A 12941-nucleotide genomic window follows, 5' to 3' on the forward strand; every position below is an offset into this window, starting at 1 on the left:
AGGCGAATGATGGCGAAATGCCAAAGAATCGGCGTCAGCGAATTGGCCTGACGACGGACGGGGAGCCGCCACGGCTCGGGGCGGGATCTTTCGGCACATTGCTGTCTTTGGTGACCCCCACGTTGAGCGGGTAGAGCGGGTTGCGTTGATTGATGCCCTGCATCACACCCATGATGTCACTGGCCGACACCGCCGGGCTAAGCAGGTAGCCCTGCACGAAATCACAGCCATGCTTGAGCAGCAGGTCAAATTGGGCCTGGGTTTCCACGCCTTCGGTCACCACCTGCAAGTGCAGGGTGTGGGCCATGCCAATCACCGCCTGGACGATCTCGATGTCGGCGGTGGACTTGGGAATATCCTGGATAAACGAGCGGTCGATCTTCAGGGTGTTGAGGGGCAAGCGCTTGAGGTAAGCGAGGGATGAGTAGCCGGTGCCAAAGTCATCGATGGCCAGCGACACGCCCAGCGCACGGATTTGCCGCAGCAACGCCAAGGTGCTGCTGATGTTGCCCATCAGGGCGTTTTCGGTGACTTCCAGCTCCAGGCGGTTGGCGCCGATCCCGCTGAAGCGCAAGGCGTCTTCGATTTCATCTGCCAGCTCATCGCGGGCCAGGTTCAGGGCCGAGCAGTTCACCGCCATGGTCAGGTCGGTATAACCCCGTTCAGACAGCAGGCTCAGGTCATGACAGGCTTGGCGCAGTACCCAGTGGTCCAGTTCGGCAATCAGGCCATTGCTTTCGGCGATGCCGATAAAGCGGTCCGGAGCCAGCAAACCATGCTGTGGATGTTGCCAGCGAACCAGCGCTTCCAGCCGCGTGACCTTGCCCTGTTTCATGTCGAAAATCGGTTGGTAGAACAGCACCAGTTGGTTGCGGGCGCGCAGGGCGCCGCGCAGTTCCTCTTCCAGTTGCAGTTCGAGGAAGGCGCGGGTTTTCAGGTTGGAGCTGAAGAAGTTCAGGCTGTTACGCCCGGTGTCTTTGGACTGGTACAGCGCCAGGTCGGCGGTTTTCAGCAGTTCTTCGCAGGTCAGGCCGTCATCGGGGAACAGGCTGATACCGATGCTGGTGGTCATCACCATGCGTCGGCCGGCCAGTTCGATGGGTTCTTTCATCTGTTGCATGATGCGCTGGGCCAGGTGTCGGGCTTCGTCGCGGTGGTGGATGCTGATCAGGATGCAGAACTCATCGCCGCCAAACCGCGCAACCACATCGGCGTGGCTGCGTACCGAGCCCTTGATGTGCCCGGCCAGCACGGTGAGCAATTGGTCGCCGGCGTCATGCCCGAGGCTGTCATTGATGCGCTTGAAGTGGTCGATATCGAGGAAAATCACCGCCATCATGCCGTGGGAGGCGGTTTTTTCGGCGAGCTTTTCCGCGAAGATCTGGTTGAAGCCTCTTCGGTTGAGCAGGCTGGTCAGGGCGTCGTAATGGGCTACCTGCTGCAGCGAGGCGCGGGCCTGGTCGAGTTCGCTGAGCAGGGCATTGACCCGGCGCAGGTCACGTTCCTTGTGCTGCAGCTTCTTGTCGGCCAGGGCCGCGCTGATGCTGCTGCCGATTACCAGCAGGGTGATGACGGCGACCGACAGGCCAAGTTGGATAGGGTTGTTATCCAGAGGCAATGAGAGGTCAGCCCCGGTGGGGACGATCAGTTGCATGGCCGCCATGCCGGTAAAATGCATGCTCAAAATGCCTGCGCCTAATACCAGGCTGGCGGCGTACTTGAGCAGTTGATGGAATACACCGCTACCGCTACGCAAATAGCTCGACAGCAACAACGCCGCAAGGCTGGCGCCCATGGCGATACCTACCGAGGCCATGAACAGTTTCGTTTCGAAATACACCTGTGCCTGGGAGCGCATGGCCGACATGCCGACGTAATGCATCAAGGCGATGCCGATGCCCATCCACACCGACGCCAGCAAATACTGGTGGAAGCGCAGGTGGGAGTGACTCAGGGTTTGCATGGCGATCAACGATGCGATCAACGCGATCAGCAAGGACGCGAACGTCATGAGCAGTTCGTAGTGGATGGCAATCGGGGCTTGGAAGGCCAACATGCTGATGAAGTGGGTGGACCAGATTCCGCCTGCCAGGCAACCGGCGCCAAGCCAGCGCCAATGGCGCCGTGCAGTGGGGTCTTCGACGTGGCCGACGCGTTCGGCCATGTCCAGCGTGCCGAAACCCGCCGCGCACGCGACCAGATAGGCCAGTAGCACCAGAAAGGGGTTATGACTGCAATTGAGTAATAAGTGCCCGCTCTCAGGAAGCTCGGTAAAAAAGTGCAGACCCAGCCATTCCATAGCATGTCCCGTCATAGCGTCACGTCACTGCCTACGGCGATGACCTATGGGGACCAGTGTAGACGTGTAGGAGAATTCGCCAAGGAGTAATGGCACTTTGCTTCTCTACGATTTTGGCATTCGACCCATAGCGTTTGATGCTAAGCACTGATGGGCAGGTCCAGTTCGAACGGTGCTTCCAGTGGCGCCAGGCCAAATGCGGCGCGGGCTGCATCGCAATCAGCGTTGTGTACACCCTCATACCAGGAGGACTCGAATTCGCGGCACACACTGGAGCGCTGATCGTAGATCGTGCAGCGGGTGCCTTGGCCTACTTCCCCTTCAAGGCTGCAGCAGCGCGCCGGTTTCTGGTCGGTGCCGATCATCGCCACCCGGGTGGGGTTGATTTGCACCACCAGGTCATCGGGCACCGTACCCCCTGACGAGGCACACTCGCCCCAGAAGAAAGACACGCGAAAGTGTGAACAGCAGGCACCGCAATTCAGACACGGACTGGCTTCGGACATGGGCGTCATCGATAAGAAAAGTAGGGGTGGGGTGTTACGGAAGGCTCGCCATTCTATCCGGGCCATGGCCTTTGGGAAGGGGGGCAGGCACTTATATTTTTGTAGGCGAAGTCCCGTGCTGCCGGGCGAAATCATGCCCTATCAGCTTTACGAATCATTACAGACAACCGGGTGCTGGCTGACTATGTTGCAGGTACCGGGCAGGATGCATCGGGCATCGCAGCTCTCATAACAATAAAAGAGACGGACCCATGCAGAACTCGACCCAAGCGGCGAATGCCTGGCGCATTCTGTTCCTGCTGTTCCTCGCCAACCTGTTCAACTTTTTCGACCGCACGATTCCGGCGATCATCATTGAGCCAATCCGTATGGAATGGCATTTGAGCGACTTCCAGCTCGGCATCATCGGTACCGCCTTCACTATCGTCTACGCCATTGCCGGCCTGCCCCTCGGGCGCCTGGCCGACACCGGCTCGCGCAGCAAACTGATGGGTTGGGGCCTGTTCGCCTGGAGCGGGTTGACGGCGGTCAATGGCATGGTCGGCAGTTTCTGGACCTTTCTGCTGGTGCGCATGGGCATTGGCATTGGCGAAGCCAGTTATGCGCCGGCGGCCAATTCGCTGATTGGCGATCTGTTCCCGGCGCACCGTCGCGCGCGGGCCATGGGCATTTTCATGCTGGGCCTGCCGCTGGGGCTGTTGCTGGCGTTCTTCACCATCGGCTGGATGGTCAAGGCGTTCGACAGCTGGCGCGCGCCGTTCTTTATCGCGGCGGTACCGGGGATGATCCTGGCGGTGTTCATGTTCTATATCAAGGAGCCCAAGCGCGGCGCCGCCGAAACCGTGCAGGTCTCCCAGGAACGTGTCGACCGCCCGATCCGCCGTGTGCTGGCAGTGCCGACCTTCCTGTGGCTGGTGCTGGCCGGGCTGTGCTTCAACTTTGCGACCTACGCCTGCAACTCGTTCCTGGTGCCGATGCTGCAGCGTTATTTCCTGATGCCGTTGCAGGAGGCGGCCGTCGCCACGGGCGTCATCGTCGGGTTGACCGGTCTGGTCGGCCTGACGCTAGGCGGCTGGGTCGCTGACAAGATCCACCAGCGTGTTGCCAATGGTCGCCTGTTGTTCGCCGCGTTCAGCCTGATCATCTCCACCGTGACCACCGCCTGGGCGTTGCACGCCGGGCGCATTGAGATTGGCGTGTTTGTGGCGTTGTTCAGCGTGGGCTGGTTGTTCGCTTATAACTTCTACACCTGCGTGTATACGGCGATTCAGGACGTGGTTGAACCGCGCCTGCGGGCCACGGCCATGGCGCTGTTTTTTGCCGGGTTGTACTTGCTGGGCGGTGGGATGGGGCCGATCGTGGTGGGTGGGCTTTCCGATCATTTCGCCCATTCGGCGATGTACGCGGCCGGGGCGGAACAGATGACTGAAGCGTATAAAGCGGTGGGGTTGCATGACGCCATGTACCTGATCCCGGTAGCGCTGTTCTTGACCATGCTGTTTCTGTTCCAGGCGTCGCGCAGCTTTGTGCGCGATGCCAAGAAGATGAAGGAGGGGTTGAGTGCGGTGGAGGTGCCGGGTTCGGCGGTGGCAGCTTGAGACCGAGGTGACTCCTTCGCGAGCAAGCCCGCTCCCACATTCGACTGCATTCCAACGTTGGAACTCGGTCAACTGTGGGAGCGGGCTTGCTCGCGAAGAGGCCCGAAAGGCTAATTAAAGAAGGCCCGCATTGCGCGGGCCTTCTTTTTACTAGCCTGCGACCAGGACCCGAATCGCTTCCAAGCGCAGCGCCGCCTTATCCAGCATCGCCAAGCCTTGCTCACGTTGGGCACGCAAGGCCACCAACTCACTGTCACGCACGGTCGGGTTGACCGCTTGCAACGCGGTCAGGCGTGCCAGTTCTTCGTCGGTGTCCGCCGCCAGGCGACGCTTGGCCTCGGCCACGCGCTCGGCATGTTGCGGGGAGATCTTCTCTTCACCGGCGTTGATCCGTGGCGTCAGCTGGTCGCGCTGGGCCTGGATGAACTTGTTGGCGCTGGCCCGTGGCACGCTTTCCAACTGGTCATTGAGGGTCACGAACGACACACGGCTCGACAGGTCGTTGCCGTTGGCATCCAGCAGGCAGCGCAGGGCGGCAGGCGGCAGGTAGCGGCCCAGTTGCAGCGAGCGCGGGGCGACCACTTCGCTGACGTAGAGCAGTTCCAGCAACACGGTGCCAGGCTTGAGCGCCTTGTTCTTGATCAGCGCCACGGCGGTGTTGCCCATGGAACCGGACAGCACCAGGTCCATGCCGCCCTGCACCATCGGGTGTTCCCAGGTGATGAACTGCATGTCTTCGCGGGACAGCGCCTGGTTACGGTCGTAGGTGATGGTCACCCCTTCGTCGTCGCCCAGGGGGAAGCTGGCGTCGAGCATTTTTTCGCTGGGCTTGAGGATCAGCGCGTTTTCCGAATGGTCTTCGCTGTCGATACCAAAGGCGTCGAACAGGGTTTCCATGTAGATCGGCAGGGCGAACTGGTCGTCTTGCTCCAGGATGTCCTCGACCAGCGCATCACCTTCACCCGCGCCGCCGGAGTTGAGTTCCAGCAGGCGGTCGCGACCAGTGTGCAGCTCGTCTTCAAGACGCTCGCGCTCGGCACGGGCCTCGTCGATCAGGGCTTGCCACTCGCCGTCGTCGGCGTTTTCCAGCAGCGGCAGCAGGCGTGGGCCGAACTGATGTTGCAAGGCGTTGCCGGTCGGGCAGGTGTTGAGGAAGGCGTTGAGCGCTTCGTGGTACCACTGGAACAGGCGCTCTTGCGGGCTGGTTTCCAGGTACGGGACGTGCAGTTCGATCACGTGTTTCTGGCCGATCCGGTCCAGACGGCCGATGCGCTGCTCCAGCAAATCGGGGTGGGACGGCAGGTCGAACAGCACCAAGTGATGGGAGAACTGGAAGTTGCGACCTTCACTGCCGATTTCCGAGCAGATCAACACCTGGGCGCCAAACTCTTCATCGGCGAAGTAGGCCGCGGCGCGGTCACGTTCGAGGATGTTCATGCCCTCGTGGAACACCGTGGCCGGAATGCCGGAGCGCACGCGCAGGGCGTCCTCCAGGTCCATGGCGGTTTCGGCGTGGGCGCAGATCACTAGGACCTTGGTGCGCTTGAGCATTTTCAGCTGGTCGATCAGCCACTCGACGCGCGGGTCGAAGCGCCACCAGCGGTTTTCTTCTTCGATGTCCGGTTGCGACTGGAAGCTGACTTCCGGGTACAGCTCGGCGTGTTCGCCCAGCGGTAATTCCAGGTATTCGTCCGGGTTCGGCAGCGGGTAAGCGTGCAGCTTGCGCTCCGGGAAACCTTGCACAGCGGCGCGGGTGTTGCGGAACAGTACGCGGCCAGTGCCGTGACGGTCGAGCAGCTCACGCACCAGGCGTGCGCTGGCTTCGGTGTCGCCATCGTTGACGGCGGTCAGCAGGGCTTCGCCTTCGTCACCGAGGAAACCCTGGATGGTCTTGTGTGCGGCAGGGGAGAGGCGACCCTTGTCGAGCAGCTCCTGCACGGCTTCGGCGACCGGGCGATAGTTCTCGCTTTCGGCGCGGAAGGCCGCGAGGTCGTGGAAACGGTTCGGGTCGAGCAGGCGCAGGCGTGCGAAGTGACTGTCCTGGCCCAATTGCTCCGGGGTGGCGGTCAGCAGCAGCACGCCAGGAATCACTTCGGCCAGTTGCTCGACCAGTGCGTATTCCGGGCTGGCCTTTTCTTCGTGCCACACCAGGTGGTGGGCTTCGTCGACGACCAGCAGGTCCCAGCCGGCGGCGAACAGTGCGTCCTGGGCCTTCTCGTCGTCCACCAGCCATTCCAGCGCGACCAGGGCGAGTTGGGTGTCTTCGAACGGGTTGGTGGCATCGCTTTCGATAAAGCGTTCTTCGTCGAACAGCGCAACCTGCAGGTTGAAGCGGCGGCGCATTTCCACCAGCCATTGGTGCTGCAGGTTTTCCGGGACCAGGATCAACACGCGGTTGGCGCGGCCCGACAGCAGCTGGCGATGGATCACCAGGCCGGCTTCAATGGTCTTGCCCAGGCCCACTTCGTCGGCCAGCAATACCCGTGGCGCGATACGGTCAGCGACTTCACGGGCAATGTGCAGTTGGTGAGCAATAGGTTGTGCACGCACGCCACCCAGGCCCCACAGCGAGGACTGCAATTGGCGGCTGGTGTGTTCCAGGGTGTGGTAGCGCAGCGAGAACCAGGCCAGCGGGTCGATTTGCCCGGCGAACAGGCGGTCGCTGGCCAGGCGGAACTGGATGAAGTTGGACAGTTGGGTTTCCGGCAGGGTGACCTGCTCGTTCTGCCCATTGAGGCCGTGGTACACCAGCAGGCCGTCGACGTCGTCGACTTCCTGTACGGTCATTTTCCAGCCTTCGAAGTGGGTGATGCTGTCACCCGGCGAAAACCTCACACGCGTGAGGGGCGCATTCCGTAGCGCATACTGGCGAGTGTCGCCAGTGGCCGGATAGAGCACGGTCAACAAGCGGCCGTCCTGTGCCAGAACGGTGCCTAACCCCAGCTCTGCTTCGCTGTCACTAATCCAGCGTTGCCCCGGTTGATACTGCTGCGCCATGCTGCCTGACTCCCGCCGTGAAAAAGCCGACTATCTTAACGGAACAAGCCCCCACGCCCAAGGACTCTGACAAAAAGTACTCCGTTTGCGCCGCAAGCCGGAAGCCGAATCGACGGGTGGCGGGCACTTGGGAGTGTCGACTGGGTCACAGCTTGGCGAGCCTGCGCTCAAGTCGCCCTGCCACCCGCCGACAGCCTGTTGATCAGGAGAATAATCACTATGCTGCCACCCATGCTGCCCGTCAGCGTTGTGCCGGTGACGTCACAACTCGATCCGGTGCGACAGAAGCCGGATATCCCGCCCGTGGTGCCAGTTCAGCCGGGCTCCAACGAGAGCACTATCGACCTGAAAAAGGGCGACGCCGAGACCTCGGCTTTTTTGCTGCGCGAAGAACAACGCCGTCAGCAGGAACAACAGAAACGCCGGCGTGAAGCCGATGAAGACCCGGAGCAGCACCTGGCCATTCCGGGCGACATACTCAACGCCGATAACACCGTGCCGGTGGTGCCACTGATCGAAGATGCCCCGCGCCAGGGCTTGTGGGTGGACGTCGAGGTTTAGTCGCGTAACTCGCGCAGGGCGGCTAACAACATCTCGATATCCTGCTCGGTATTCAGCGGGCTGACCGAGATCCGCGCCACGCTCTCCAGGCCCCGCACCTGCATATCCAGCGGTGTGTAGGCCACGCCATTGGCGCCGATATTGATGCGCTTGAGGCCCAGCCGCCGCTTCAGTTCGAATGCATCCCAGCCCGCCAGATTGAAAGCGATCAAGCCTGATTGCTGCGTGCCCAGGTCATGCAGGGTAATGCCTGACATCCCACGCAGCGCCTCGCGGATTCGCTCGGCGGTTTGCGACACTCTTTCCCAGACGCGCTCGATGCCCAGACGATTCATCTCTTGCAACGCATTGCCCAGGCCTGCCAGCAAGGCGAAAGAAGTTTCGCTGGTTTCGAAGCGCCGTGCGTCGTTGCGCAGGTCAAAACCCTGGGCGGTCCATGGCGCTGAAAACACGTCGCGCTGGCCCGGGTTCAACCGTTCAAGAAAGTCCGGTCGCACATACAGCAGCGCGGTGCCCCGCGGGCCGCGCAGGTGTTTGCGGCCGGCCGACTTGAGCACGTCGCACTGCAACGCCTGTACATCCACCGGCACCTGGCCGACGGCTTGGCCGGCGTCGATGAAGTAGGGGATGGCATGCCGCCGCGCCACTTCACCGATGGCCTGGGCAGGGTTGATCAGGCCGCCATTGGCGGGGAGCCAGGTGAGGTCGATCAGCTTGACGTGTGCATCGATCATCGATTCCAGCGCCAGTGGGCAGACCGCGCCGGATTCATCGCAAGGGATGACTTCCACTCGGGCACCGGCCTGCACTGCCAGCTCCATGCTGGCCAGGTTGCCGCCCCATTCGTGACGGCCTACCAGAATACGGTCGCCTGGTTGCCAGGGCGCCAAGGCCTGGAACGCCAGGCTCCAGGCGGTCGAACCGCTGCTGGCAAAGGCAATCGAAGCGGCGGGGGCGTTGAGCAGTTGCGCGGCGGCGCGGCGGGCTTTTTCCACCAGTACGGCGCCATGTTCACCGGCTTCCATCGGGCCGTCGCGGGCCTCGCGTTGCAGTTGTTCGATGATTGCATCGAGGGTCGCCTGGCTCGGCAGGGAGGCGCCAGCTGGGTTGAAGTGCACGATGCCGGATCGGCAGCCCGGCGTGTCGTCCCGCAGCTGCTGGACTTCGAGCGGGCTCAAGGGCGCAGCTCGAAAATGGCATCCACCTCCACGGCCACACCGGCCGGCAGGCTGGACACACCTACGGCGGTGCGCACATGCCGGCCTTTTTCACCAAGGGCGTTGACCAGCAGGTTGGACGCGCCATTGGCGACCACGCTTTGCTGTTTGAAATCACCGCTGCTGGCGATGAATACACCCAGGCGCACGGTGCGCACCAGGCGCGAGAGGTCATCGCCCAGGGCATTGCTCAACTGCCCCAGTAGGCCCAAGGCCGCCAATTGCGCCGCCTGTGCGCCTTCTTCATCACTGAGGGATTCGCCCAGGCGACCGATGTAGGCGGGCTTGCCGTCTACCAGGGGAATTTGTCCGGAAACGAATAACTGGTTTTGGCTGATGACATGATTGATGTAGTTGGCAATTGGCTGGCTTGGGGTGGGCAGTGTGAGGCCAAGGGCTTGCACGCGCTGGTGAAGGGAGTCGCTCATGATGAATCCTCTGGGTTCGGGAGGCTTCAGCATGTTGGCTGCATCAAGGGGCGACAAACGGATAGATCTCACGCGACGTATCGAAATTACTCACGCGTCGGTGCAGGCTTCCTTCAGCCATTGGCTGAAACAGGCGGCGGCTTCAGTGGCGGGGCCCTCGGGCGCGATGAGCCAGTAGCCGATATCGCTGTGATAGGGCGGCCAGTCGAACGCTTCCACCAGGCTTCCGTCCTGTAGTCGACGTTCTATCAGGCGATGGCGGCCCATGGCGATGCCTTGTCCGGCCACGGCGGCTTCGACCACGATGTTGTAGTCATGCAGCATTACGCGGGGATGGTGGATGAGGTCGACCTGATAGTGCGCGGACCAGTCGGTCCATTCAAACGGGCGGTGCGAAGTGGCCATCAGCAGTGGGCCGTTCTGGCGTGCCTTGAACGACGGGCTGCACACTGGGGAGATAACCTCGGGCATGAGTCGCGTAGCTAGGACATCGGGCCAATCGCCCTTGCCGTAGCGGATGGCCAGGTCAACCTCGGCGCCTGTGACATCCGCCAGTTGAATCGCCGGCAACAACTCTACCTGGATATGCGGATAGCGGTTGAGAAAGTCCGCCAATCGCGGCGCCAGCCACAGCGTGGCAAAGGAGGCCAGCAAGCCGACGCGTAACACGGTGGTGCTAGGGGTAGCCCGCTGGGCACGGGTGGCGGCAGCGATGGCATCGAGGGCAGGGCGGATTTCATCGTAGTAGCGTTGGCCGTCGGCGGTCAGATCGATCGCGCGGGTGCGTCGGATAAACAGCGGTTTGCCCAGATGCTGCTCAAGTTTCTGCACCTGATGACTGAGGGCGCTCTGGGTCACCGATAACTCGCTGGCGGCTTTGATGAAGCTCAAATGCCGCGCCACCGCTTCGAAAGCGCGCAAGGCCAGCAACGGCGGAAGGTCCTTGTGCAGTGCCACCTGGGAGCGTCTCCGGGTTCGGGAAAGGCCTCGATTTTGTGCGATGCCCTGCCTTTTGTCGCCCGTTGATTTGCCGTTGAGCGCTTGAGCCCGCATTATTGAGCCATTCCCTCCACGACGTAAGCCAAGCCATGAGTGAAGACGACAAGCTGATCGATTTGAATGCCGAACGTGCCAAGCGCGTGCATGACCTTAATGACAAGCGCCTGAATGAAGTGCGCCAGGCATTTGAACAAGCGATGCCACTCGGCAAAGTGAAGAAAAAGCCGAAGAACAAACCGAAAAAGCGTTGAAACAGCCTGCATCCCTTGATGCAGGTCAGTTATTGCCCTTCTTTACGCCCCGTCGCGGGCGACATTGATCCCCGTCAATTTTCCAATCCGCCTTCTCCGTTAACTTAGCCCTATCGCAACAGGGCAAGCACAGGAGGCCGGTCATGTTCATCGATAATGTGGTGTTTGCCGGAGTGCTGACTGTAAGCCTCATGGTGCTGTTTTTTGTAGGGTTTGGAATTTTTATCTGGAAAGACGCGAACAAGCGTAAAAAACCTTAGTTTTTCCAGGTTACATGAGCACGCAAGGCATTTTGGGCGACTTCGGTCGCCCTTTTTTTGCCTGTTATTTGAGTCGGCTTCTACAGAAATACGAACATAAAAAAAGGTGCGAACCTCGCGGATCGCACCTTTTTTATTGCGGCGGGGTTATCAACTGCCCAGCGCCTTCGACGCCAACCAGAACAACCCGGCCGACAAACCTACCGTCGCCGGCAGGGTCAGGACCCAGGCCATCAGGATGGTCTTCACGGTGCCGCCTTGCAGGCCGCTTTTGTTCGCGACCATGGTGCCGGCCACGCCGGAAGACAGCACGTGGGTGGTGGACACCGGCAGGGCGAAGATGTTGGCGAAGCCAATCATGGTCGCGGTGGTGATCTGTGCCGACATGCCTTGGGCATAGGTCATGCCCTGCTTGCCGATCTTCTCGCCGATGGTCAGCACCACACGCTTCCAGCCCACCATGGTGCCCAGGCCCAAGGCCAGTGCAACGGCGAGGATCACCCAGAACGGGGCGTACTCGGTGGTGGCGGTCAGGTCTTTGCGCAGCTTGTCGAGGTCGGACTTCTCACGCGCATCCAGGCCCGGCAGCTTGCCGACTTTTTTCGCGGTGTCATCCAGGCAGAGCAAATAGCGACGCACTTCAATACGCTGGTCAGACGTCAGCGAATGATAGTCGGACACGCCTTTCAAGGTGTCGACCAGCGCGTTGATGGTCGGCTCGGTCTGTTGCGGGTTGCACTGGAACTTGCCCGGCAGATCGTTCTTCACGCTTTTGCCCAGGGCCAGGAACTCACCGAGCGTGGCGTTGTTGCGCTGGTAGAACTGGCTCAGGTGCACGGTCGCATCGCGGGTACGTTCGATCTGGTAAGTGGTGCTGCCCAGGTCGAGCACGAACTGCGCAGGCACGATACCGATCAGCACCAGCATGATCAGGCCGATGCCTTTCTGGCCGTCGTTGGAACCGTGCACGAAACTCACGGCCATGGCGGAAATCACCAGCACCAGGCGGTTCCAGAACGGCGGGTGTTTCTTGTCGTCGAGCTTGCGACGCTGGTCCGGGGTCTTGTGCATCTTCGACAGTGGGCGCCACCACTTCAGGCCAATCAACACCAAGGCTGCGACGAGGAAGCCGGCCATGGGCGAGAACACCAGGGAAGCGCCGATATCGATCGCCTTCTGCCAGTTCACACCGTCAGCCAGGGGGATGTCGTTGATCAGGGCATTGGCCAGGCCGACACCGAGGATCGAGCCGATCAGGGTGTGGGAACTGGAAGCCGGGATACCGAAGTACCAGGTGCCCAGGTTCCAGGTGATCGCCGCTGCCAATAAAGAGAAGACCATTGCCAAACCATGGCCGGTGTTCACATTGATCAGCAACTCCACCGGCAGCAAGTGCACGATGGCGTAGGCGACACCGACACCACCGAGCAACACGCCGAGGAAGTTGAACACCCCGGAGAAGAACACGGCCAGGTGCGGCGGCATGGCTTTGGTATAGATGACTGTGGCCACCGCGTTAGCGGTGTCATGAAAGCCATTGATGAACTCGAAGGCGAGGACAAAGGCCAGGGCGAGCAACAGGCTCACGAGAACCCAAGCATCCAGTCCGCTGAATAAATCGATCATGAAGGTTTTCTGACCCGGTCGTAAGGGGGCGCGATTATGCCAGAAAACCTCAGTAATCGATGCACTAGCTGCTCATCGGTAACAATCTTCACCGAAAAAAACAGCCGGAAAGGCACGCATCCCAGGGTTTTCGGGGCTTTGGCAAGTCTTTGATTTATAAAGCAGAGGGGCCTCTGGGCGGGGTTTTGTCACAAAAACG

The 12941-nt window shown here is 60.9% G+C and carries 11 protein-coding genes; 4 read left to right on the forward strand and 7 right to left on the reverse strand.

All coding sequences use genetic code 11. The features are described 5' to 3' along the window. Nucleotides 1-34: 34 nt before the first annotated feature. Nucleotides 35-2299 carry a bifunctional diguanylate cyclase/phosphodiesterase gene (locus tag HX812_RS09580; protein WP_038849756.1) on the reverse strand — a complete coding sequence of 755 codons (2265 nt, stop codon included), beginning with the start codon at nucleotides 2297-2299 and terminating at the stop codon, nucleotides 35-37. 140 nt (nucleotides 2300-2439) lie between these two features. Next, nucleotides 2440-2805, reverse strand: coding sequence for a YkgJ family cysteine cluster protein (locus HX812_RS09585; RefSeq protein ID WP_038849758.1), 366 nt, complete (start codon nucleotides 2803-2805; stop codon nucleotides 2440-2442). A 251-nt stretch (nucleotides 2806-3056) separates the two neighbouring features. Here HX812_RS09585 and HX812_RS09590 point away from each other — a divergent pair, with 251 nt between their 5' ends. Next, nucleotides 3057-4403 (forward strand): MFS transporter, encoded by a 1347-nt coding sequence (locus HX812_RS09590; protein ID WP_038849761.1) that lies wholly within the window; start codon nucleotides 3057-3059, stop codon nucleotides 4401-4403. Nucleotides 4404-4553: 150 nt separating this feature from the next. Here the strand turns inward: HX812_RS09590 and rapA are convergent, their stop codons facing one another. After that, complete coding sequence (rapA, locus tag HX812_RS09595; RefSeq protein ID WP_038849764.1) at nucleotides 4554-7400, reverse strand: RNA polymerase-associated protein RapA; 2847 nt, start codon at nucleotides 7398-7400, stop codon at nucleotides 4554-4556. 219 nt (nucleotides 7401-7619) lie between these two features. Between rapA and HX812_RS09600 the strand changes: the two genes are divergently transcribed. Next, the gene (locus HX812_RS09600) at nucleotides 7620-7961 is read left to right on the forward strand and encodes a hypothetical protein (RefSeq protein ID WP_033902733.1); all 342 of its coding nucleotides are present in this window, start codon (nucleotides 7620-7622) and stop codon (nucleotides 7959-7961) included. Here HX812_RS09600 and HX812_RS09605 read toward each other — a convergent pair. From HX812_RS09605 to HX812_RS09615, 3 genes are all read right to left on the reverse strand, one after another. Then, nucleotides 7958-9139 carry an aminotransferase class V-fold PLP-dependent enzyme gene (locus tag HX812_RS09605; RefSeq protein ID WP_038849766.1) on the reverse strand — a complete coding sequence of 394 codons (1182 nt, stop codon included), beginning with the start codon at nucleotides 9137-9139 and terminating at the stop codon, nucleotides 7958-7960. The genes HX812_RS09600 and HX812_RS09605 overlap by 4 nt on opposite strands. Then, on the reverse strand, nucleotides 9136-9606 hold the full coding sequence (locus HX812_RS09610) for a RidA family protein (protein ID WP_038849769.1): 471 nt from the start codon (nucleotides 9604-9606) through the stop codon (nucleotides 9136-9138). The genes HX812_RS09605 and HX812_RS09610 overlap by 4 nt, the downstream gene beginning before the upstream one ends. 90 nt (nucleotides 9607-9696) lie before the next feature. After that, a complete protein-coding gene (locus tag HX812_RS09615; protein ID WP_038849771.1) occupies nucleotides 9697-10563 on the reverse strand; it encodes a LysR substrate-binding domain-containing protein in 867 nt (288 codons plus the stop codon). Nucleotides 10564-10661: 98 nt separating this feature from the next. On the opposite strand from HX812_RS09615, the gene HX812_RS09620 reads away from it, so the two are divergent. Both HX812_RS09620 and ccoM read left to right on the forward strand, forming a co-directional pair. Further along, nucleotides 10662-10856: a hypothetical protein gene (locus HX812_RS09620; RefSeq protein ID WP_141537463.1), complete on the forward strand. Its 195-nt coding sequence runs from the start codon at nucleotides 10662-10664 to the stop codon at nucleotides 10854-10856. A gap of 143 nt (nucleotides 10857-10999) precedes the next feature. After that, nucleotides 11000-11116 (forward strand): cytochrome c oxidase subunit CcoM, encoded by a 117-nt coding sequence (gene ccoM, locus HX812_RS32245; RefSeq protein WP_003172387.1) that lies wholly within the window; start codon nucleotides 11000-11002, stop codon nucleotides 11114-11116. A gap of 150 nt (nucleotides 11117-11266) precedes the next feature. Here the strand turns inward: ccoM and HX812_RS09625 are convergent, their stop codons facing one another. After that, a complete protein-coding gene (locus HX812_RS09625) occupies nucleotides 11267-12742 on the reverse strand; it encodes an inorganic phosphate transporter (protein WP_028619266.1) in 1476 nt (491 codons plus the stop codon). Between the last annotated feature and the right edge of the window lie 199 nt (nucleotides 12743-12941).

Origin of the sequence: Pseudomonas sp. IPO3749 (genome assembly GCF_013386605.1) — a bacterium.
GTDB lineage: Bacteria > Pseudomonadota > Gammaproteobacteria > Pseudomonadales > Pseudomonadaceae > Aquipseudomonas > Aquipseudomonas azotoformans_A.